19 protein-coding genes and 1 pseudogene are annotated in these 21,133 nt (G+C 62.5%); 9 read left to right on the forward strand and 11 right to left on the reverse strand.

The window, feature by feature from the left end:
* The first annotated feature begins 95 nt into the window (after positions 1 to 95).
* Positions 96 to 1,313, forward strand: coding sequence for an ABC transporter substrate-binding protein (locus tag IVA93_RS34405; protein ID WP_524536833.1), 1,218 nt, complete (start codon positions 96 to 98; stop codon positions 1,311 to 1,313).
* Positions 1,314 to 1,354: 41 nt separating this feature from the next.
* Complete coding sequence (locus tag IVA93_RS34410) at positions 1,355 to 2,581, forward strand: FAD-dependent monooxygenase (RefSeq protein WP_247789296.1); 1,227 nt, start codon at positions 1,355 to 1,357, stop codon at positions 2,579 to 2,581.
* Positions 2,582 to 2,921: 340 nt separating this feature from the next.
* On the opposite strand, the gene IVA93_RS34415 is transcribed toward IVA93_RS34410, so the two are convergent.
* The 4 genes from IVA93_RS34415 to IVA93_RS34430 form a co-directional block, all read right to left on the reverse strand.
* Positions 2,922 to 3,785: a class I SAM-dependent methyltransferase gene (locus IVA93_RS34415; protein ID WP_247402913.1), complete on the reverse strand. Its 864-nt coding sequence runs from the start codon at positions 3,783 to 3,785 to the stop codon at positions 2,922 to 2,924.
* Between the two features lie 93 nt (positions 3,786 to 3,878).
* The gene (locus IVA93_RS34420; protein WP_247368926.1) at positions 3,879 to 4,805 is read right to left on the reverse strand and encodes an NmrA family NAD(P)-binding protein; all 927 of its coding nucleotides are present in this window, start codon (positions 4,803 to 4,805) and stop codon (positions 3,879 to 3,881) included.
* Between the two features lie 150 nt (positions 4,806 to 4,955).
* On the reverse strand, positions 4,956 to 5,753 hold the full coding sequence (locus IVA93_RS34425) for an alpha/beta fold hydrolase (RefSeq protein ID WP_198293413.1): 798 nt from the start codon (positions 5,751 to 5,753) through the stop codon (positions 4,956 to 4,958).
* Entirely contained in the window at positions 5,750 to 6,643 is an 894-nt protein-coding gene (locus tag IVA93_RS34430; protein WP_247789505.1) for an NAD(P)/FAD-dependent oxidoreductase, read from the reverse strand. Before IVA93_RS34430 ends, IVA93_RS34425 begins: the two co-directional genes overlap by 4 nt.
* Before the next feature lie 114 nt (positions 6,644 to 6,757).
* On the opposite strand from IVA93_RS34430, the gene IVA93_RS34435 reads away from it, so the two are divergent.
* Together IVA93_RS34435 and IVA93_RS34440 are read left to right on the forward strand one after the other, a co-directional pair.
* The gene (locus IVA93_RS34435) at positions 6,758 to 7,408 is read left to right on the forward strand and encodes a TetR/AcrR family transcriptional regulator (RefSeq protein ID WP_247789507.1); all 651 of its coding nucleotides are present in this window, start codon (positions 6,758 to 6,760) and stop codon (positions 7,406 to 7,408) included.
* Between the two features lie 384 nt (positions 7,409 to 7,792).
* On the forward strand, positions 7,793 to 8,017 hold the full coding sequence (locus tag IVA93_RS34440; protein ID WP_247360757.1) for a hypothetical protein: 225 nt from the start codon (positions 7,793 to 7,795) through the stop codon (positions 8,015 to 8,017).
* Positions 8,018 to 8,248: 231 nt separating this feature from the next.
* Here IVA93_RS34440 and IVA93_RS34445 read toward each other — a convergent pair.
* From IVA93_RS34445 to IVA93_RS34475, 7 genes and pseudogenes are all read right to left on the reverse strand, one after another.
* Positions 8,249 to 8,652 (reverse strand): annotated as a pseudogene (locus tag IVA93_RS34445) (class I SAM-dependent methyltransferase); the annotation flags it as partial.
* A 17-nt stretch (positions 8,653 to 8,669) separates the two neighbouring features.
* The gene (locus tag IVA93_RS34450; protein ID WP_247789509.1) at positions 8,670 to 9,128 is read right to left on the reverse strand and encodes a nuclear transport factor 2 family protein; all 459 of its coding nucleotides are present in this window, start codon (positions 9,126 to 9,128) and stop codon (positions 8,670 to 8,672) included.
* Between the two features lie 137 nt (positions 9,129 to 9,265).
* On the reverse strand, positions 9,266 to 9,739 hold the full coding sequence (locus tag IVA93_RS34455; protein ID WP_018460136.1) for a methyltransferase family protein: 474 nt from the start codon (positions 9,737 to 9,739) through the stop codon (positions 9,266 to 9,268).
* Between the two features lie 21 nt (positions 9,740 to 9,760).
* Positions 9,761 to 10,654, reverse strand: coding sequence for an NAD(P)/FAD-dependent oxidoreductase (locus IVA93_RS34460; RefSeq protein WP_247789511.1), 894 nt, complete (start codon positions 10,652 to 10,654; stop codon positions 9,761 to 9,763).
* Positions 10,655 to 10,703: 49 nt separating this feature from the next.
* Positions 10,704 to 11,318 (reverse strand): TetR/AcrR family transcriptional regulator, encoded by a 615-nt coding sequence (locus IVA93_RS34465; protein ID WP_026233950.1) that lies wholly within the window; start codon positions 11,316 to 11,318, stop codon positions 10,704 to 10,706.
* Positions 11,319 to 11,333: 15 nt separating this feature from the next.
* Entirely contained in the window at positions 11,334 to 14,444 is a 3,111-nt protein-coding gene (locus tag IVA93_RS34470; RefSeq protein ID WP_018460139.1) for an efflux RND transporter permease subunit, read from the reverse strand.
* Complete coding sequence (locus IVA93_RS34475) at positions 14,444 to 15,547, reverse strand: efflux RND transporter periplasmic adaptor subunit (RefSeq protein ID WP_026233951.1); 1,104 nt, start codon at positions 15,545 to 15,547, stop codon at positions 14,444 to 14,446. The genes IVA93_RS34470 and IVA93_RS34475 overlap by 1 nt, the downstream gene beginning before the upstream one ends.
* 229 nt (positions 15,548 to 15,776) lie before the next feature.
* Here IVA93_RS34475 and IVA93_RS34480 point away from each other — a divergent pair, with 229 nt between their 5' ends.
* From IVA93_RS34480 to IVA93_RS34500, 5 genes are all read left to right on the forward strand, one after another.
* Positions 15,777 to 16,355 (forward strand): TetR/AcrR family transcriptional regulator, encoded by a 579-nt coding sequence (locus IVA93_RS34480; protein WP_026233952.1) that lies wholly within the window; start codon positions 15,777 to 15,779, stop codon positions 16,353 to 16,355.
* A 72-nt stretch (positions 16,356 to 16,427) separates the two neighbouring features.
* A complete protein-coding gene (locus tag IVA93_RS34485) occupies positions 16,428 to 17,228 on the forward strand; it encodes an SDR family NAD(P)-dependent oxidoreductase (RefSeq protein WP_026233953.1) in 801 nt (266 codons plus the stop codon).
* Positions 17,229 to 17,474: 246 nt separating this feature from the next.
* The gene (locus tag IVA93_RS34490) at positions 17,475 to 18,635 is read left to right on the forward strand and encodes an iron-containing alcohol dehydrogenase (protein ID WP_247789513.1); all 1,161 of its coding nucleotides are present in this window, start codon (positions 17,475 to 17,477) and stop codon (positions 18,633 to 18,635) included.
* 112 nt (positions 18,636 to 18,747) lie between these two features.
* A complete protein-coding gene (locus IVA93_RS34495) occupies positions 18,748 to 19,695 on the forward strand; it encodes an alpha/beta fold hydrolase (RefSeq protein WP_018460144.1) in 948 nt (315 codons plus the stop codon).
* A gap of 77 nt (positions 19,696 to 19,772) precedes the next feature.
* On the forward strand, positions 19,773 to 20,756 hold the full coding sequence (locus tag IVA93_RS34500; protein WP_026233955.1) for an NAD(P)H-binding protein: 984 nt from the start codon (positions 19,773 to 19,775) through the stop codon (positions 20,754 to 20,756).
* Positions 20,757 to 21,133 lie beyond the last annotated feature (377 nt).

The following is a 21,133-nucleotide window of genomic DNA, read 5'->3' on the forward strand; positions in this document are numbered from 1 at the left end:
TGGCCGCGTATGCAGGATAAGCTTGACCTTCTGCACTATATTATGTAGGTATACGGACATAAATATCGCCTCCGAACAGGGGCAATTGGGAGGATATGGATATGATGAGGCGTTGCATTGCCGCAGCAGCTTTTGCCGCCCTGCTGTCGAGTACGGGGGCTCAGGCCGAGATTTCTAATGGCGTCGTCAAAATCGGTGTCTTGAACGATCAGTCGAGCCTCTATGCAGATGCCGCCGGTCCGGGCTCGGTCCTCGCCGCGCAAATGGCTGTGGAGGACTTTGGTTCGCTCGGGCCGGGTCTCAAGCTGGAAGTGATATCCGCGGATCACCAGAACAAGCCGGACATCGGCTCTGCCATCGTTCGTCGCTGGTTCGACGTCGATGGCGTGGACGCCGTTCTGGATCTTCCAAACTCGGGCGTCGCGCTGGCAGTCAACGAAATCACGCGCGGGTCCCGCCATGCGTTGCTTGCGTCGAGCACTGCGTCTTCCGATCTGACCGGCAAGGCGTGCTCGCCCAACACCGTGCAATGGACATTCGATACCTGGTCGATAGCCAATGCGACTGTTAAGTCCGTCGTCGAACGCGGCGGGGCCTCATGGTTCTTCCTCACCGCCGACTATGCGTTCGGGCACGCGCTGGAGCGCGACGGCACGGCAGCGGTAGCGGCGAACAATGCAAAGGTAGTCGGCTCTGTTCGGCATCCGATCGGGACGTCCGATTTTTCGTCGTTCCTGCTTCAGGCGCAATCCTCGAAGGCCAAAGTCATCGGATTGGCCAACGCCGGCGGCGATACAAGCACCGCCATCAAACAGGCTTCTGAATTCGGGATACCGCAGGGCGGTCAGACCCTGGCGGCTCTGCTGGTCTTCATCTCGGACGTTCATGCGATCGGCTTGCAGACTGCGCAAGGCCTACTCTTCACCGAAGCCTTCTACTGGGATTTGAACGACCGAACCAGGCAGTGGAGCAAGCGCTTCGCGGCGCGCAACAACGGCAAGATGCCGACCATGAACCATGCCGGCGTGTATTCCTCGGTGTTGGCCTACTTGAACGCCGTGAAAGCAACGAACTCCGATGACGGCGCTGAGGTGATCGCCAAGATGAAGGAGCGTCCGATTCAGGACGACCTCTTCGGTGCGGTCACCGTCCGCCCCGACGGCCGGGCCATCCATGACATGTATCTGTTCAAGGTGAAGAAGCCTGAGGAATCCAAGGGACCTTGGGACTATTACGCGCTCGTCAACGTGATCCCCGCTGACAAGGCCTTTAGGCCAATCGCCGAAGGCGGCTGCCCGCTGGTGCAGAAGTAGCCGCATCGGTTTCGTCCTGGCAAAGCCAATAGGAGCTTCTAATGAGCCGCGATAGCAACGAAATCCTGATTGTAGGCGGTGGCCTTGGCGGCCTTTCGGCGGCCTTGGCGCTCGGCAGGAAGGGACTGCCGGTGCGCCTGCTTGAGCAAAGCGAGCACATCGGCGCCATTGGCTACGGGATCCAGATGGGCCCCAACGTGTTCTCGGCCTTCGTGCAAATGGGGGTCGCCGACACTGTTCGCGCACAATCTCACAAGCCGAGCGCATTGCTCATGCTCGATGCATATTCGGGAGAGCAGCTCGCCGCCGTTCCCTTTGATGAGACGTTCAGGGCCCGGTTTGACGACCCCTATGTCGCGATTCATCGCGTCGACTTGCACAACATTCTCCTGGATGCCTGCCGGAAGCTCCCGAACGTTCGCTTGGATCAATCGATCACAGTGTCGAGCTTCGAAGACCTGGGGGACAGGGTCAGCGTGCTCACGGCCGAAGCGGGGATCATCGAAGGCGCGGCTCTGATTGGCGCCGACGGCTTGCGGTCCGTGATCCGTTCTCAAATGCATCCGCAAGATCAGCCGCGTCTGCTGGGCTATGTGGCGCACCGGACCATTGTTCCGATCAAATCGGTTCCCGATATTGTTCGATGCGACGAAGTCGTCCTATGGGTCGGTCCGGCCTTTCACATCATCTACTACCCGCTGCGGAATGGCACGGAGCTCAACATCGTCGCGGTGTTCAGGACGGATACCTACGCCCAGAAGAACGATCCCGTAGCCCACAAGGCCGAGCTCCAAAAAACCTATCAGGATACGCATCCGGAGATGCAGGCAGTCCTTGGATTGATGGATCTGTCCAGGCGCTGGCCGCTTGCCGATCGCAATCCCATTCGACAATGGGCCAGAGGCCGCGTCACGCTGCTTGGCGATTCCGCGCACGCGACCTTGCAGTCGCTCGCGCAGGGTGCCGGCATGGCGATCGAGGACGCCGTCTATCTCGCCGCACTGCTCGAAGTGACAGGTGGTGACATAATCGCCGCATTTCAGCGATTTCAGCACGACCGCGTCATTCGGACTTCAAGGGTTCAGCTCGAATCCCGCGCGCTCTGGGACATATATCATGCCGAGGACGCGATCGCGCACGATGTAAGGCGCCAACAATATCAGGAGCGCACCGCCGAAGATTATTACCGGTGTTTGAACTGGCTATGGCAGCCGATCGCGATACCAAGGCGTGAATATCGGCTTCAACCGATCGGCGAGCGAGCTTAGCTTCGATGGCGCGAACATCTGGGCGCACCCATCAAACGACTTTGACGCAAATCTCGAAGTTCACCGCGGCGACTTCGAAGCTCCATTTCCATGGACGTTCGCAACTTTCCCGTTGGGGAGTGTTGGCCTCATCCAGGCTCTTCCGGGCAGGTACAAGAGCGTCAGGAAGCTCGCGACGAACAAGCCGCCCATCATGGTGATCGCCATCGGGCGATTAGCCAACTAATAACTCTCTACTCTCCGAGCCGAGACCGCCGGCGAATACGCCCTTATCTGGTCCCGCTGACCGGTCAAAGACGCCCCCCTCCACCGAGCAGGGCGTCTCCTCTGCTAATCGGTATCAGCTTGCCGGATCGCGCGCCGTGACGATCCACGCCGCGCTGTCGATCGTCACCGACCGCTCGCCGGCGCGGCCCGCGAAAGCGGCACGAACCGCGGCCGAGGCGCGGGCGCGGATGTCGTCGGGCTGATCAGCGAGCGCGCGCGACAGCGGGCCGACCTCCAACGTCATCTTCACCGCATCGTCGATCGCCCCGTCCCGCGTCTCGCCCTCGCCAAACGGGATGGAAACATCGAAGGGCGCGATAGCGATATCGGTGAAGCCGGCCGCCGTCAGGATGCGAACCACCCGCCCCCGGTCGCCGAACGAGAATGGGCCGGGCACTTCGGGATCGGGCGGCGCCGTCGGCGGGACGATGCCTTTGATCGCGTCCATCGGCAATCGCACCCAATCGTTCTCGGCCGCACCACGCCAACAGACGAAAGCGACCCGCCCGCCCGGCTTGAGCGCACGGCGCATATGAGCGAACGCCGCCGTAGGATCGTCAAAGAACATCACCCCGAAACGCGAGAACAGGATGTCGAACGCGCCCTCGGGCAGCTCGGCTCTGCCAGCGTCGGCCACTCGGAACTGGACCGGCGTATCCGGTGGCGCAAGCGCGCGCGCTCGGCCGATCAGCGGTTCGGATATGTCCACGCCCAGCACATAGCCCCCCGCGCCGACGCGGGCGGCCAGAGCCAGACTCGACGCGCCCGCGCCGCAGCCGATGTCCAGCACGCGTTCGCCCGTGGCGGGCGCTGCGGCTTCGATCGCTGCCTGGCCGAACACCGCCACCCTGGCATCGAGCCGGGCCTGGTGGGCGACCCAGCGCTCCCCGCTTTGGCCATTCCAGTCGGCGACCTGATCGGCATTGTGCTGTGCCACGACATGTCCTTGTTCTGGCCCGGTCACTGGAAGCAGTGGCGACCGCCGGGGACTTCCGAGACGATGCAGTTCATCCGGCCTATAAGCGAAAGATTACGGCTTGCGCGCGTCTGCCTTTTGAAAGTCGTCCCGATGCGCGCGCACAAATTCCTCGACCGACATCGGCGACACACCGGTCAGCAGGTTCACATCGTCCGAGGATCGGTCGTATCGGCCGTCCCGGTGCAGCAGTGCCATCGACTCCAAGTGCGCGACCACGTGTGCGGATGCGCCAAAGGATCGCAGGCTCTCCAGCCACGGTTCCAACGGAATGTTCATGTAGGTGATCGGGCGCCCCAAGACTCTTGTGAAATCTTCGGCGACCTCGCGAAGAGTCTCCGCACGGGGACCGGTCAGTTCGTAAACCTTTCCAAAGTGAGATTCGGGATTCACCAACACCTCTGTCACGCACCGCGCAACATCGTGGGCGGCGATTGGCGACGTCTTTGCCTCTCCGAAGGGCAACATCAGCGCGTTCTGAGCGGTGATAGTCGGAACGGCAAATCGCCAGAAGAACGCGTCCATGAAGGCGGTGGGACGGATCGTGACCACCGGCAAGCCGCTCCACCGCAACACCTGCTCGGCCAGCCAGTGCTGCTTGTGCTGCGGGCTGCGCGCGGTCTCACGGATGCTCATCTCCGAGACCGTCATCTGCGACATGTTGACGAATGCTTCGACGCCATGGTGCCGGGCAACCGCCGCCACGTTCGTCGTAGCCTCGAGATACTTCTCGCTGGCCGACATGCTGAAGTACAAGCGCTTGCAGCCATCCAGGGCGCGGTGCACCGCGTCCAGGTCGAGCAGATCTCCGACGATCACCTCGGCACCGAGTGCCCTCAGCGATTCCGCCCGGCCGTCATCCAGGCGGACCATGGCGCGCACCTTCAGCCCGCGCTCCAGCAGAGACTTCGTCACGCTCGGTCCGATCGCTCCAACTTGGCCAGCGGCACCGGTGACGAGGATGGGATGGGAGTGTTTCATGTCAAGGTTTCCTTCAGAGCGATACCGGAGCTTCCGCCGGTGACGGAATGGTGTGACCGGACAACTTCACTGGCGGCTTCTGCAATTGGTGTTGAATTGGTTGAAGGGGCTGTTCGAGGCCGATCACCTGGTAGCGAGGCTCGGCGCGTCTCACGACGCCACCATGCCGGCGTGAATCCCCTCGACGACCGCGGCGGGGTGGGTCAGCGGGATCATGTGTGCAGCGCCGGGGACAACGACCGTGTGGGCGTCGAACGCTCCCGCGAGCAGACGGCTCACCGACCGCGGAGCGACCGACGTCCGCTCGCCGACGAGCACCGAGGTCGGCACCGCGGTCGAGGTGAACTCGGCGAGCGTGGTCCGATCGGCTGCGCTGGCGGTCATCTCGAGCCTTAGCCGCGGTGCGAGCCGTGTAACCAGCGCACGCCCCTTCTCGCCCAGCGCGTTCCACGCGCCGGCGCCGCTCCAGTGCTCCACCAGCAGGCAGGCGGCCGCACCGTGATCCGGCCACGCGCGCATGAACCGATTGCACAGGGTCTGCCCCTCGCGCAGGGCGTCTTCTTCCCCGGGCACGCGCAGCACGCTGACGACCACAGGATCGACCAACGTGAGCCGCGCCACGCGAGACCCGACGGCCAGCCGCAGGTGAAGTCCGAAAAATGCCCCGAGCGAGTGGGTGACGAGGTGGAACGCGCCGACGCCCTGCATGTCGAGCCAGCCGCGCAGGTGGGAAACCTCGTCCTTTGGCTGCCACGCCTCGCTCGGTGTCGGCGACCGTCCGTAGCCGAGCATGTCGGGTGCCAACGCCCTGGCGCCGCGCGCCTCAAGACCTGTGCGGACCGCGGCCCAGGAGTGGGAGCCGGTGGCGGAGCCATGGAGGAGCACAATGGGAAGGTCGTCGATCATCGGAAATCCTGATTTCGGGAAAAAGGGAATCTTTGATCTCAAACCAGCATCGACTGCTGGGCGAAGATACCCGCCATCGCGCCCTGCGATGATGCCTGGGTGACCGAGGGCAAGAAGGGCGTGGTGAGGTCGCCGGCGGCGTAGATGCCGGGCATGCTGGTTTGGCGGCGCTCGTCGACCTTGAGAACGATGCCGCCCGGCGTATCCACCGTGGCGAGGCCCAGTGATTCATGCAGGCTTGCGGACGGCTTGGTGCGCGGATGGGCGAACAGGATATCGACTGCGACATTGCGGCCGGTATCGAGATTGACGATGGCGATATGCCCCTTGTGATGGGCGATCTCGGCGATCCGGCCATCGACGACCGGTATCTTGCGGCGCGCCAGATCGGCCTGGATATCGGGCGGAATGTCGCGACCGTTGGCAAAGACAGTCAACTTGTCGGTCCAGTCGAGGAACAGCCTGGCCTGATTGTGCGACTGCGGGCCGGACCAGACGAGGCCCCAATGCTGGCCGGCGACTTCAAAGCCGTCGCAATAGGGGCAGGGCACGATGGACGTCCCCCAGCCTTCGGCAAAGCCCGGAACGTCAGGCATCTGGTCGGCGACGCCATAGCTCAGGATCAGGCGTCGCGCCCCAAGGCTTTCGCCATCGCCGGTGAGGACGGAGAAACCGTCGATGGCGCCGGAGACGCTGTCGGCCCGGGCCCTGACCAGCTTGATCGTGGGATAACGCGCAAGCTGCTGCCGCGCCTCGACCAGGATGTCCAGCGGCGGCTTGTGATCGTGGCCGAGCAGGCCATGCGAGTGGCCGGCGAAGCGGTTGCGCGGCAGGCCGGTATCGAGAACGGTGACCTTGCGGCGGGCACGGCCGAGCTGCAGGGCGCCGGCCAGACCGGCAAAGCTGCCTCCGATGATGAGGACGTCATCCATGGTGATGGGCTCCGTTGGAGGACAGGTTGAAACCTACCCATTGGCTTGCACATTTACGATACTATATGGTATCGTAATGCGATAATTAGAATACTGTCAAGTACTGGAATTGTCGTGACTGAAAACAGACAGGGCCGGCGCGGCCGGCCCGCCAACGAGGCGCTTGGCCAAACGATCGTCGACGCCGCGAGCGAACTCTTTGTGGAATTGGGTTTTCAAGCGACGACCTTGGACAAGGTCGCCCAGCGGGCGAAGATATCCAAGCTCAGCATCTACAGGCACTTCGAGAACAAGGAGGCGCTGTTCAGCGCCGCCCTCGCGGCCGGCTGCCATCAGTTGTTTGCACCACAGGCCCTTCTTGAAGGCGTCGACGGTTCGGTCGAAGATCAGCTCATGGCGGTGGGATCATCACTGCTTCGCACGCTGTTGAGATCAGACGTCCGCAGTGTCGAAGCCATGGTCATGGCCGACAAGACCAATCAAAACTCGTTGAGCAAGCTCCATTACGAAGCCGGTCCCGCCCATGTCATCGCCCAAATCGAGGCCCTGTTGCGTCAGTTGCACGCGAACGCGGTTCTGAACGTGCCCGATCCTCTCCGGTCCGCCCGCTTGTTTGCCGCGCTTTTCAAAGGATCCGATCTCCTGATGATCGCACGCTTCGATCAGGCGAGAGCAGAGGACGACGACGAAATCGAATCCTATTGCCGGTCGGCCGTCGCCATGTTCATCGCCGGGCACGGTGGCAACGAGCGCGCGGGCGGATAACCGCCGCGCTGGCGTGGTCGGAACTGACTCGTCTACGCGGGGCTGCCGAGCACAACGTGCCGGAAGGCTGGCCAACGCGGCAGCTTCTTACCGGTGCAAGGCGCAGCGTCTCCCTCGACCCCGATCCAAGCCGCTAGGATCGCGTTCAGGGCGAAAGACGATGCGGCACCCGCTTGTGACCTCAAATCCTCGCTGGTGAGGCCAGAACCACCGGAGGTCGGAACGATATTGCGGCGACGTATTTGACTCGGCGGACCATCGTCCGCCGTTTGAGTAGGGCGTCCTGTAGCGGATAGCCAAAGGCTCACGCCCGCTGTTCAAAAACATGCGCTCCCGCGGATAGCCAAAGGCGGTGGTCCCGTTCGGCGCCTTGAAAGAATCAGCTTGAAGAAGCCGGCGAAAACCCGCGAAGAACTTGAGGCCGCCATCAGGCTGGAGATGGAAGACGTCAGCGACTGGCCGACGGACCTGGCCATCTCGGTCGTGCCGCACGAAGATTCCTGGAAAGTCGAGATCATGACGGACGGGCCGCAGCAGGACGCGGAGCGTTGCGACATGATCGAAGCCATTGCCAATAGGCTGCGTAACCAGTTCGATCTGAAAGGTTGACCTCCCCACCTCCGCAAACGATCCGCTGTGACTATCGCCGAGAGCGAAGATCGGGCGCGCGCCCGAGGTGAGGGGCAGGGCAAGCTAACCGGCGAGCATACGGCGAAGCGTCACGTCCTAGTACGACGACCCGGATAGTCCTGCTCTTGCGACGGCCAGGGTTCGCGCGCCTTGGCGGTGGCGACGAGTTCGCCGTTCAGGCATTCGTCGATGAGGAAGCGGACCATCATGCCAGCAGACGAAAGCGACCCACCCGCCCGGCTTGAGCGCGCGCGGCGCATATGGGCGAACGCCTTTGTCGGATCGTCGAAGAACATCACCCCGAAACGCGAGAACAGGATGTCGAACGCCCGCTCGGCGCTGCTGGCGTCGGCCACCCGGAACAGGGCCGGCGTATCCTGTGTCGCAAGCGCGCGCGCTCGGCCGATCAGCGGTTCGGATATGTCCACGCCCAGCACTTGGCCCCCCGCGCCGCAGCCGACGTCCAGCACGCGCTCGCCCGTCGCGGGCGCGGCGGCTTCGATCGCGGCCTGGCCGAACACCACCAGCCCGGCATCGAGCCGGGCCTGGTGGGCGACCCAGCGCTCCCCGGTTTGAGCATTCCAGTCGGCGACCTGATAAGCTGATGGCGGCATCACACGAATGATCCGCGTTAGCTCACGATCGGTCCAGCCGTCGCTTCATCCAAACCGGCACGAGCTTGGATAGCGAGGCTTCGTTCTGCAGCCTGCGAGTCAAAGTATTCCTCAATCGAATAAACCTTGCCCCATCGCAACTTGAAGACGTGGACGCCCCTGTTCACATACGAGCTTTGGCCGTCAAGTAGCCTCGCGTTGGCCCGCCACTTGACGAACACTGTGGTATTCCATGGCCAACCCGTCACCTCGACCTGCTCAACATCTATGTGCAGCTTCGGGAAAACACGGCCCATGCGCTCGAACCACTGCTTCACCGATTGCTGTCCATGTCGCTCACCCCCCAACGCATGATCTCCGGCAACCCAGTGATACGCGTTCGGTGTTAGGCCTTTTGCAGCATCATCCCAACGCTGGTTGTTGACATGATCGAAGCTTCTGCGGATCTCTTTTTTGACAATTAGACTGTAGACCATTGATGTCCCCTGTTGTCGGATAGCCGACGGCTCTGCAAGACGGGATGGATACTTTCCAGATCTGCTCGAGGTAACGGCGGTGATCTGTTGGGAAAGCTGGCTGACGGGCGGCCACGCAGGCGGCAGCGGCGCAACGGTCAGAGCCAGCGGCGAACCTCGGCCTTGTAGCGGCGGTAGTCGTCGCCGAACTTCGCTTCGAGATAGCGCTCCTCGCGGGCGATCACCTGCGTCTGGATCGCGATCAGCACCAACGGGAGCAAGGCGAAGGCGATCGGCCCGTCGAAGCCGATCGCAACGCCGGCATAGATAAGCGCCATGCCGAGATACATGGGATTGCGGGTCCACCGATAAGGCCCGGTCGTTGCGATGAGGGTGGTTGGCTGCGATGGCGGAACGTTGGTGCCCAGCCGCCGGAACAGCCCCGCCGCCGCAAGCATCATCGCTGCGCCGGCAACGCACAGCAGCGCGCCCGTCGCGACCAGCAACCGCCAGTCGATGCCGAAAGAGCGCAGGGTGACGAACCGCTCCGCTGCCAGCCCCAACAGCAGCGCTCCCAGATAGACGAAGGGCGGAGGGAAGCGCACACCCGCGCTGTCCGGTTCGACGGCCATGCTCATCTCCAGTCTGTGCTCTCAAACCAGCATCGACTGCTGGGCGAAGATACCTGCCATCGCGCCTTGCCATGATGCCGTGGTGACCGAGGGCATGAGGGGGTTGGCGAGGTCGCCGGCGGCGTAGATGCCGGGCATGCTGGTTTGGCGGCGCTCGTCGACCTTGAGGGCGATGCCGCCGGGCGTATCCACCGTGGCGAGACCCAGCGGTTCATGCAGGCTTGCGGACGGCTTGTTGCGCGGATGCGCGAACAGGATGTCGACCGCGACATCGGGGCCGGTATCGAGTTTGACCGTGGCGCTATGGCCCCCGTGATGGCCGATCCCGGTGATCCGGCCCTCGACGACAGGTATGTTGCGGCGCGCCAGGTCGGCCCGGATATCGGGCGGAATGTCGTGACCATCGGCGAAGAGCGTCAACCTGTCGGTCCAATCGTGGAACAGCCTGACCTGATTGTGCGACTGCGGGCCGGACCAGACGAGGCCCCAATGCTGGCCGGCGACTTCAAAGCCGTCGCAATAGGGGCAGGGCACGATGGACGTGCCCCAGCCTTCGGCAAAGCCCGGAACATCTGGCATCTGGTCCGCGACGCCATAGCTCAGGATCAGACGACGCGCCCCAAGGCTTTCGCCGTCGGAAGTGAGGACGGAGAAATCGTCGATGGCGCCGGAGACGCTGTCGGCCCGGGCACTGACCAGCTTGATCATGGGATAACGCGCCAGCTGCTGCCGCGCCTCGGCCAGGATGTCCAGCGGCGGCTTGTGATCGTGGCCGAGCAGGCCATGCGAGTGGCCGGCAAAGCGGTTGCGCGGCAGGCCGGTATCGAGAACGGTGACCGTGCGGCGGGCACGGCCGAGCTGCAGGGCGCCGGCGAGACCGGCAAAGCTGCCGCCGATGATGATGACGTCATCCATGATGATGGGCTCCGTGTTGTGGATGGAGGGGTTGAACGCAGCAGACCGCTCAGCCCGATTTTCCGAGTGCTTTCAGTATGAAACGAATCTGGTCGCGCAGGCCTGCTTCCGTGTCTTCGCCGTGTACAACGCAGTGCTCGATCAGAATCGGATGGAAGAATGGCATAAACGCGGATCTGACTGCTCGCGCCGCTTCCGCGGCATCTTCGACATCGAACTGGCCCGCTTGGGCGCCCCCGCGTATGATCGCCTCGAAGATCGTCTCCATCCGCTCGATATGCGCCTTGATGATCGGCCAGTTCTCCTGCGTGGCGGCGACGATCAGATCGTGCATGGGCTTCGCCGTGACCAACGTCATCTTGCTGTGGCGGTGAACAGCGCTCAGCAGTTCCTCGAGTTTCTCGGTGGCCGGCGCGTCCCTCCGTGCGATCGCAAAGGCGAAGTCGGCAAGCTCGTTCAATAGACGCCCGCAGATGGACTCGTCGATTGCATTCCGGGAGGGAAAGAACCGGTAGATGTTCGCCGGGCTCATGCCGAGCTCGGCGGCGATGTCGGCCACCGAAGTCCTGTGGTGACCGACACGCCGAAAGCGCTCTTCCGCCGCTCCCAGGATCCGGGCGCGGGCCTCGTCGGACTCTCTTCCCGTTCGGACCGGACGATCCATTGGAGCAACAGCGCCTTATTCGGCAGCCAATGCTGGCTGCAGTTCCGGCTTCTTGGGTGAAACCTCATGCATGTCATCTTCGGTCGGCTTGATCCGAAACCAGGCGGCATAGAGCGCAGGAAGGAACAGCAGAATCAGAACCGTTCCGACTGCGGTGCCGCCGATCAGCGTGTAAGCCATCGATCCCCAGAAGACAGAATGCGTGAGGGGAATGAAAGCCAGCACCGCAGCCAATGCGGTCAGGATCACGGGTCTGGTGCGCTGCACCGTGGCCTCGATGACGGCGTGATAGTCGTCAAGGCCGGCGGCAAGATTCTCCTTGATCTGGTCGGTCAAGATAAGTGTGTTGCGCATCAGGATACCCGCCAAGCCTATCAGGCCCAGAATGGCGTTGAATCCGAAGGGCTGGTGAAAGATCAGCAACATCGGCACGACGCCGGCGAGGCCAAGTGGTCCGGTCAGCACGACCATGGCCATCATCGAGAAGGATCGCACCTGCAGCATGATGACGATCAGCATGGCGGCAATCATAACCGGAAAGATTGTCGCCAACGCGTCGTTGGCTTTGGTTGCCTCCTCGATCGATCCGCCCAACTCGATGCGGTAACCGGCCGGAAGGGATGCGATCAGCGGCTGAAGAGCCGTCTGGATATCCTTGGAGACCTCCGGAGGCTGAGTCGCCTCATTGATGTCCGACCTGATCATGACGACGGGGGTGCGGTCGCGACGCTTCATGATCGGTTCTTCAAGCTGGACTTCCGAATGGCCCACCTGGTCGAGCGGAACGGCGCGGCCGTCTCGGCTCATCAATGAGAAATCCGCCAGTCGCGTCGGATCCAGCCGCTCGCCGCCGGCGCTGCGCGCCACGATGGGGACATTGCGAATGTCCTCGCGGACCTGTGTCACCGCGATGCCAGTGAGCAGGAACTGGAGTTGCCGGCCCACCTCCGCGGGAGAAAGGCCGATGAGGTTCAGCCTATCCTGATCCGGGATGAAGCGGAGCACGGGCGTGCGATCACCCCAATCGCGGTTCGCCTGGCGCACATCGGCAACGCCACGCATGATACCGAGCGCCTTTTCAGAGATCGCATATAGTTGCGCAGGGTCGGGCCCCATGATCCGAAACTCGACGGGGAATGGCGTATAGGGTCCGAACACGAGCTGCGTGACACGCACATTGGCTTCAGGCGCAAGCCCATCCGACACCGCCTGTCGGAGCCGATGCTTCAAGACCTCGCGGGCTTCCGCGTCCGGTGTCAGCACGACGATCTTGGCGAAGGCCGGATCGGGCAGCTCCGGCGCCATCGCGAAGAAGAAACGCGGCGCACCCTGACCGACATAGCTCGTCACGATCTTGGCCTCCGACTGGCCTTCCAGCCAGCGCTCAAGCTTTGCGACGGTGGCGGTCGTCGTCCCGATGCTGGTGCCTTCCGGCAGACGAACTTCCACCAGCACTTCGGGGCGGTCAGACGTCGGGAAGAACTGCTGTTTGAGGCCGCCCATGCCGGCGACGGAAAGCGCGAAAGCGACGGCGACGACGCCGCAGGTCACGAACTTGTGGCGCACGACGAAGGTAATGAGAGCGCGCAAGCGCCGATAGTTGGGCGTACCGTAAATGGCGTGGTGACCGCCTTCGATCGGTTTGATCGCGGGCAGCATCTTGACGCCGAGATACGGCGTGAAGACCACCGCGACGATCCAGGAGACGATGAGGGCGAATCCCACGACCCAGAAGATGTTGCCCGCGTATTCCCCGGCCGTCGAGCGGGCGAAGCCCACCGGTAGGAAGCCTGCGATCGTCACGAGTGTTCCGGACAGCATCGGTGCCGCAGTGTGGCTCCAGGCATAGGCTGCCGCCGAGATGCGGTCCATGCCCTCTTCCATCTTCACCACCATCACCTCGATGGCGATGATCGCGTCATCAACTAGAAGACCAAGCGCCAGGATGAGGGCGCCCAGCGTAATGCGGTCGAAGAAACGGCCGGTCTCCAGCATGATGAGGAACACGACGGCAAGCGTCAGTGGGACGGCAGCCGCGACAACGATGCCGACGCGCCAGCCGAGGCTGAGCAGGCTCACCAGCAGCACCACGCCGAGCGCCATCGCGAACTTCATCATGAATTCGTTCACCGATGAGGAGATGTTGACGGCCTGGTCGCTGACCTTGGCCAGCGTCATCCCGAGTGGCAGTGTCCGGGAGATCGCTGCAGACCTCTCCTCCAGCGCCTTGCCGAGCGCGAGACCATTCCAGCCCTCCTGCATGACCGCCGCGAGCATGATGGTGGGCTCGCCCTGGTGCCGGATGAGGTAGGTGGGAGGATCCTCGTAACCCCGGCGCACTTCGGCGATGTCGGAAAGCTTCAGCGTTCGCCCGGCTGCGACGATCGGAGTGTCGGCGATCGCCTGGACGCTGTCATAGGCTCCCTCGACCCGGATGAAGACCTGCGGCCCCTTGGTGTCGATCGAACCCGCCGGTGTGACCGTGTTCTGCCGCTGCAAGGCGGCAACGATATCCGTTGCCGATACGCCGAGAGTTGCCAGTTTGGGATAGGAGAACTCGACGAATATCTGCTCGGGACGCTCGCCGAGGATGTTGATCTTCTTGACGCCGGGCACGTGCAGGAGATCCTGGCGAATGGTCTCGGCCTGCCTGGCGAGCTCCCGCATCGGCATGCCCTTGGCCTTGAGGGCATAAAGGGCGAAGCTGACGTCCGAATATTCGTCATTGATGAAGGGGCCGAGCACACCGGGAGGCAGCTTGCGCGCTTCATCGCCCAGCTTCTTGCGGGCTTGGTAGAATTCCTCCTGCACGCTCGATGGCGGTGTGTTGTCCTTCAGGGTCACGGTCATGTAGGCATAACCCGGCCGTGTGGTCGTCTCCACCCGGTCGTACCAGGTCAGCTCCTGGATCCGCTTTTCCAGCGGTTCGGCGACCTGGTCCTGCATCTCGCGTGCGGTCGCACCCGGCCACACGGTCGTGACCGTCAGGGTCTTGATCGTGAAGGAGGGATCCTCGGCCCGTCCGAGCATGAAGAAGGCGTAGGCGCCCGCGGCTGCCAGCAAAAGCAAGAAGAACAGCGTTGCGGCCCGTTCACGGACTGCGATCGCCGAAAGATTGAAGCTCATCAGTTGCTCCTGTCTTGAGAGGCTGTCCTGACGTGAGCGTCCTCCTGCAGGAGGTGTGCGCCCAGAGAGACAACCCGATCACCGGAGTTCAGGCCGGAGATAACGGCATTTTCGCTGGTCACACGCACAAGCTTGATGGTCTGAAAGCGGACCGTCGAGGTGCCGCCGTCGAACACCCAAACGCCGGTCTTGCTGCCGTCGTCGAGCACGGCTCCCAGCGGCACCTGAACTTCCGGCTGGCTCCCCTGGCTTGCAAGCCGAATGGTGATCGTCGCGCCAAGCGGTGCCGCCGCGGCCTCACCGCCGAGCACGTAGCGAGCCTCATAGGTGCGGGTCTGAGGATCGGCGGAATCCGACAACTGCCGCAGATGCGCAGTAAACCGCCCATCGCTCCCATACAGGCTCGCCTCAGCGAGCGACCCGATCGCCGGCCGGATCGTTTCGGGGAGCGCCACCACAGCCTCGCGAGGACCGGACTGCGCGACCCGAACGACCGCTTGGCCGGCGGAGACAACTTGTCCCGGCTCGCCCAGCGTCTGGGTGACCGTTCCATCCGCATCGGCCACCAGGACGGAATAGGTCGCCTGGTTCTCGGCAACCCCGGCGTCGGCTTCCGCCGCGGCAAGCTGCGCTTTGGCTGTATCCGAGGCGGCCTTCGCCTGCTCGTATCGCTGTTTGGAAGTCCATCCGTCGCTGACCAGGTTGGCGTATCGCCGCTCATCGGCGTCGGTCTGAACGACGACTGCACGCGCAGCGGCGACGGCATTGCGCTTCGCTGCGAGTGCCAGGCGGAGGTCGGTTTCATCGATCCGCATCAGCGGCTGCCCGGATTTGACCTGCTCACCGACACTGACGAGCCGCTCGACGATCTTACCGGCGACGCGAAAACCGAGATTGCTTTCCACCCTCGCGCCGATGGTGCCGGTGAAGCCGCGGTCGGATCCGCTGACCGGCGCGGCCATCACGAGACGGACCATTGGGGGCTCTTGCCTGGGGTCACCGACCGCAGAGGCTTCCCGGGGCGGGATCCCGAGGGCAACGAAGGTCGCCACCCCGGCCGAGATCAAAATACCAGCCAAAACCGCAAAGCCCCGCATCCTCATGTCAATCTCCCAATTTTAGATTTCGTCCGAACTCTGTATTCCGTTTAGCTTTCGAACGCAATCTAAAAAGGAAGCGACGCGACAGAAATGTGATTCAGGCCCTCGGGGACGTAAAAGGGACGGCTGAAGCGCTCCTACCAAGAGATTCGGCCTTGAGCCCTTGATAGATTGCGTTCGGCTTCTATATTGTGGTAATAGAGTTCAAATGCAATCTAAGTTGGAGGTGCCGATGCGAGTCAGTCGCGTTCAGGCGGCGGAGAACCGCAAAACCGTGATCAATGTGGCAAGTCGCCTGTTCCGGGAGCGCGGCTTCGATGGTATCGGGCTCAAGGATCTGATGGAGGGGGCCGGGCTAACCCAAGGCGCCTTCTACAAGCAATTCGCGTCAAAAGAGGATTTGGCGGTCGAGGCGTCCAGGCGAGCATTGGAGAGCGCGTCGGGCCGATGGTCGGATGCGGCCGCTCGGAATCCCGATGATCCGCTCGGCGCGGTGATCGGGATTTACCTCAGCGGCGACCATCGCGAAGAAAAGATGGACGGCTGCCCCATCGTGGCACTCGGCTCAGACGCCGCGCGGCAGGGCCCCGAGGTGAAGGCGGAATTCGAAGCAGGAATCAAAGCGCATCTCGACGTGCTCGACCGCTTTCTCGCCGGGGCCGGCGACGAGGCCTCCCGCGGCAAGGCCATGGCCATTCTCGCGACGATGGTCGGCGCGGTGACGCTCTCGCGCGTCGTCAACGACCCCGATCTGGCTCAGGCGCTGTTGGATGCCGCGGCCGAACAGGTTCGCGGCGCCGCCGCAGCTTGAAAGGATGGGCCGGTGTTTCTGATTGAGATCTGGCCGAGCCATTCGCCGACCAAACAGATGAGGACGAGAACGATGTCGAATGAAGCAATGAACAGCTTCGCCGGAAAATGGGCGCTGGTCACGGGAGCGTCGAGTGGCCTCGGTCTTGAATTCGCAGGTCTCCTGGCGGCGCAGAAAGTCAATCTCGTCTTGGCGGCTCGACGGCGGGAGTGGATGGAAAAGCTTGCCTCCGATCTCCGCAGCAAATACGGGGTGGATGTGCTCGTCGAGGCGATCAATCTTGCCGCGCCGAGCGCGGCCAGCCGCCTGAAAAGCAGTCTCGACGCGAGGTCGGTGACGATCGACATCTTGGTGAACAATGCCGGATTCGGCTTGCACGGCGATTTTTTGGACACGCCGATCGAGCAGACCGCGAACATGATCCAGCTCAACATCACGACGCTCACAGAGCTGACCTATCTTTTCGGCCGCGACATGTCCAAGCGGCGGTCTGGACATATCCTTCTGGTCGCCAGCCTCCTGGCTTTCCAGGCCGTTCCCAGCTACGCGGCCTATGCGGCGACCAAGGCTTATGTACTCGCCTTTGGCGAGGCCCTGCATGAAGAACTCCGCCCGCACGGCGTGGTCGTTACGAGTCTCTGCCCGGGGCACACCGCGACCGGTTTCGATGCGGCGGCCGGCGCAACCACATCGGCCATGCTGCGGCTCCTCACCATGAAGCCGCGTCCGGTTGCCGAGAGCGGCGTTCGGGCGCTCTCGCAAGGAAAGGCCATGGTGATCCCTGGCCTGACGAACAACATGGCTGCCTTTTCAAATCGCCTGACGCCGCGATCGATGCAAAGGGCCACGATGAAAAGAATCATGGACGCTTGACGCGTGGAGCGGTTGCGGCGCTATGGAAAAGCCTAGGCCTCTGTCGAGCACCCGTCCGAGCTTGGCTCGCCTGACATTGGCGGCAGCGCATCCATGAACAGCGATAGCGAACGCCGCTAGTCCGGCGACAGCAAGTGTCGCGATCTAACCGCCCGCCCCAGGGCTCCAGCGTGCTGAGATGCCGACTCGAATTAGAATGATGATCATAATATACCGCCCGTATCGGGCATCTAACGGGAGGAAGAAATGCGCAGAACCGGTGTACATAACTTTCCGGCAATTGACCGTGTCATCTATGGCAAAGCCGCCTCTGAAGCTGTCCGGGACGAAGCGGAGCGATTTGACGCAAAGCGCGTCTTGCTCATTGCCAGTCGAACCCTGAACTCCAAGACCGACGAGATCGAGAAGATCCGGCGTGCGCTTGGCGACAAACATGCAGCGACCTTCGACGGAATTGCGCAGCACACGACGCGCAAGCAAGCTGCCGAGGTCGCCCTTCACGCAAAGGAGATGCGAGCCGATCTCGTCGTGGCCGTCGGCGGAGGTTCGGCGGTCGATCTCGCCAAGATCGTCATCATGGCGATGGAGCACGATATCCGCGATGAAGCGGGCTTCGATCCCTTTCCGATGGGGCCGGGCGTGAGCCAATCTCCTTTCCGCTCGCCGACGGTCCGGCAGATCGCCGTGCCGTCGACGCTGAACGGCGGCGAATACAATGCCGCAGCGCTCGTCACCGATGAGCGCCAGAAGCTGAAGCAGATTTTCTTTCACCCACAGATGATGCCGGTGGCGATCATTCTCGACCCCGCCCTCACGCTTCATACGCCGACAAAGCTCTGGATGGGATCGGGCACACGCTCGATGGATCACGGCATCGAGGCATTGTGCTCGCCGGCCGGCACTCCCTTGGCCGACGAAGTCGTCCTGGCGGGCATCCGCACGTTGCGTGAGGGAATGCTCCAGACCTTGCAACAACCTGATGATCTCGAGGCACGCCGCTTGTCACAATATGGCTCTTGGCTCGCCTCCTTCGGGCTGCAGGCCCGCGTCCCCATGGGCGCAAGTCACGGCATTGGCCACGTGCTTGGCGGCACGTTCGACGTTCCCCACTACTATTGCACGCCCGTCATCATGCCCAGCCTTCTTCGCTACAACAAACCGTTCACCGAAGATGCCCAGAAGCGTCTGGCGGCGGCTCTGGGCGCTCCGGGGGAAGAAGCCGCAGATGCCTTCGCCGAATTCACCAGGAGGCTTGGACTGCCTGGGCGGCTGGCCGAGGTCGGCATGGGTGAAGACAAGTTCGATCAGATCAGCAAGATCGCGATCAATCATCGCTTCGTAAAAGCCAACCCGCGCCCCTTCAAAGACGAAGCCGATATCGTCGATCTGCTGCGAATGGCCGCGTAGCGGCCGTGGCAAGGCAACGGACGCGAGGCGATCCCGCCTCGCTCGTGGGCCTCTAAGCCGGGAAGCGCGCGTTCGTCAGTTCAGACGGGCCTTACCGAAGGAAACGCCAACCGTGATCGCCTCCGCTCCAACGGCCGAACAACGGCACGCCGACATTCCGTGGCGTACGCCGGAGAACTCTCTGGCGAGCGGTCATATCCGCAAGCGCACGGTTCACGCCAACGGGCTCGATTTCCCGATTCTGGAGGCTGGACATGGTCCTCTCGTGCTCTGCCTGCACGGCTTTCCAGATCATGCGCAGAGTTGGGTCCCCTTTCTCGATCGTTTCGCGCAAGAAGGATATTGGGCGGTCGCGCCGGCGCTCCGCGGATATTGGGTCGGCGGCGCCGCACCGGATGGGTCGTACCGCGCCCCGGCGACAGGGCAGGATGTATTGGCGCTCATCGAATCGTTTGGGGTTGAGCAAGCCGTTCTCGTCGGCCATGATTTGGGGGCACGTGCAGCCTACGCCGCGGCAAGCCTCGATGCGGGACGCGTCCGCAAGCTTGTCGGGCTGGCGGTGCCCTATGGAAAGGGACTGGCATCGGCGTTCGTTGCCGACGGTGATCAGCAGCGACGAAGCTGGTACATGTTCTTCTTCCAGACACGTCTGGCGGAGATGGCCGTTCAGTTGAACGACTTTGCATTCCTCGACCGCCTCTGGCGGGAATGGTCGCCGGGGTACGTGCTGCCGGCTCCGGCTCGATCTGCACTGAACGAGACCTTTGCCCAGCCCGGCGTCCTCACGCAGGCTTTGGCCTATTATCGGCAGTTGTTCACGCCGCCATCCGACGCAGCGGTCCAAGCTCTCGAGGCTCTCGCGAGTGGCCCAATTGCGGTCCCCTCGCTCTACCTTCATGGGGCAGACGACGGCTGCATGTCTGCGCGGCTTAGCGAAGGCATGGAAGTGGCGTTCACGCGCGGACTCGAACGTGTCGTCCTTCCCAAAGCAGGGCATTTTCTGCATCTTGAGCAACCCGAAGCGGTCTTCGATCATGTCCTCCGTTTCCTGAGGACCTAACCGGTCCCGCGCGCCACAATCGCGAGACTCGGATCCGCCCAAGAACTACTCAGTAACTCAGCTAAGAGGACAAACCGATGTCAAAGCGGCCCCCAATATTGATCACTGGCGCCGGCGGCGAGGTTGGCTCCATAGGCAGGACGATGATCAAGATGCTGCTGTCGCAGCAATATCCGGTGCGCGCCTTCGTGAGGAGAGAGGACGAGCGGGCTGAGGCGCTTCGACAGGCCGGAGTCGAGGTATTCGTCGGCGATCTTCTTGATGTGGCCGATGTCGCGGCTGCCCTGAAAGGCTGTCGCCGGATCTACTTCAGCATGAGCTTGAACCCCTACTATAGCGACGCAACCATCCTGATGGCAGCCGCTGCGCGTGCGCAAGGCGGCATCGAGGTTTTCGTGAACATCTCGGAGTTCGAGCAGACCTTCATGACGTTCGATCGAATGACCGCCGAGCGGGAGGCGCGAATAGCCTGGCTCGGAGGATCTGTCGCCGAATGGTCGCCGCAACAGCGGGCACATTGGGCGTCGGAGCAGGCGCTGCAATGGTCCGGTCTCCCGGTCGTCAACATCCGAGCGACGATGTTCGCCGAGAACCCGATCCTTTCCTGGTTTCCCCTCAAGCAATTGCTGAGCGCGGGCGAGCTTCATCTGCCGTTCGGCACGCAGAAGATCGCGCCAATGGCCGCCTATGACGTTGCGGAGGTTTGCGCGAAGATCCTGATCGACCCGCCGTCGCATGTATCAATGTCATATGCGCTCACGGGACCGGTGTTGAAGGACATGCATGGGTTTGCGGAGGATTACGGCGCCGCGCTAGAGCGCAAGATTTCGTACGTGCCCCAAGATCCGGATGCCTGGATCGACACATACATCAACAGGGCTCTGGCATCTCGCAATCCGCACATTGCGGACCACCTGAAAGCCATCACCCGCCTGGTCGCAGGCGGACGTTATGACGTTGTCACCGACGAGCTCGAGCGATTGCTTGGGCGCGCTCCAAAGACCGTCCAATGGGCTCTCGAACACAATCCGCGTATCCGCAAAGCACTGGAGGGCGCATGATCGCCGTGACTGCGGCTCGAGCCCAGGCGTTTGCGCCATCCATCTGGTGGAAGCGCGATCGAGAGCCTCACATTCCTGTGCGCCCTTCCGTTCGAACTCATTGTAGAACCGGCCATGAGTGAAGCGGCGGCTTTCATCAGATGGTTGACTGAATGATAGTGAATCCGCCGCGAAGGAGCTTTTACTTCTGCCGATTCTTCTGACTTTCAGTTATTCGAACGGAGAGCGGAGGGATGAAATGTCGATAGAGATCCCTCAAGGGTGGGCTCGCCATGCAGACAACCAGGGCGCCGTTCCCTTCATTGAAGTAGTGCATCCGGAAGCCGTTGCCATCGAAGAAGCCAGGCTTGAACGGCCGAGTTCCTCCAAAGGTCTCC

The organism is Bradyrhizobium sp. 155 (assembly GCF_023101105.1).
GTDB classification, from domain to species: domain Bacteria; phylum Pseudomonadota; class Alphaproteobacteria; order Rhizobiales; family Xanthobacteraceae; genus Bradyrhizobium; species Bradyrhizobium canariense_D.

What these genes read in the sequence shown, in the direction of transcription:
- IVA93_RS34410 (WP_247789296.1), top strand. Translation starts at nt 1,355, where the DNA reads ATGAGCCGCGATAGCAACGAAATCCTGATTGTAGGCGGTGGCCTTGGC.
- IVA93_RS34460 (WP_247789511.1), bottom strand. Translation starts at nt 10,654, where the DNA reads ATGGATGACGTCATCATCATCGGCGGCAGCTTTGCCGGTCTCGCCGGC.
- IVA93_RS34430 (WP_247789505.1), bottom strand. Translation starts at nt 6,643, where the DNA reads ATGGATGACGTCCTCATCATCGGAGGCAGCTTTGCCGGTCTGGCCGGC.
- IVA93_RS34470 (WP_018460139.1), bottom strand. Translation starts at nt 14,444, where the DNA reads ATGAGCTTCAATCTTTCGGCGATCGCAGTCCGTGAACGGGCCGCAACG.
- IVA93_RS34420 (WP_247368926.1), bottom strand. Translation starts at nt 4,805, where the DNA reads ATGAAACACTCCCATCCCATCCTCGTCACCGGTGCCGCTGGCCAAGTT.
- IVA93_RS34480 (WP_026233952.1), top strand. Translation starts at nt 15,777, where the DNA reads ATGCGAGTCAGTCGCGTTCAGGCGGCGGAGAACCGCAAAACCGTGATC.
- IVA93_RS34475 (WP_026233951.1), bottom strand. Translation starts at nt 15,547, where the DNA reads ATGAGGATGCGGGGCTTTGCGGTTTTGGCTGGTATTTTGATCTCGGCC.
- IVA93_RS34450 (WP_247789509.1), bottom strand. Translation starts at nt 9,128, where the DNA reads ATGGTCTACAGTCTAATTGTCAAAAAAGAGATCCGCAGAAGCTTCGAT.
- IVA93_RS34455 (WP_018460136.1), bottom strand. Translation starts at nt 9,739, where the DNA reads ATGGCCGTCGAACCGGACAGCGCGGGTGTGCGCTTCCCTCCGCCCTTC.
- IVA93_RS34485 (WP_026233953.1), top strand. Translation starts at nt 16,428, where the DNA reads ATGTCGAATGAAGCAATGAACAGCTTCGCCGGAAAATGGGCGCTGGTC.
- IVA93_RS34465 (WP_026233950.1), bottom strand. Translation starts at nt 11,318, where the DNA reads ATGGATCGTCCGGTCCGAACGGGAAGAGAGTCCGACGAGGCCCGCGCC.
- IVA93_RS34500 (WP_026233955.1), top strand. Translation starts at nt 19,773, where the DNA reads ATGTCAAAGCGGCCCCCAATATTGATCACTGGCGCCGGCGGCGAGGTT.
- IVA93_RS34490 (WP_247789513.1), top strand. Translation starts at nt 17,475, where the DNA reads ATGCGCAGAACCGGTGTACATAACTTTCCGGCAATTGACCGTGTCATC.
- IVA93_RS34405 (WP_524536833.1), top strand. Translation starts at nt 96, where the DNA reads ATGGATATGATGAGGCGTTGCATTGCCGCAGCAGCTTTTGCCGCCCTG.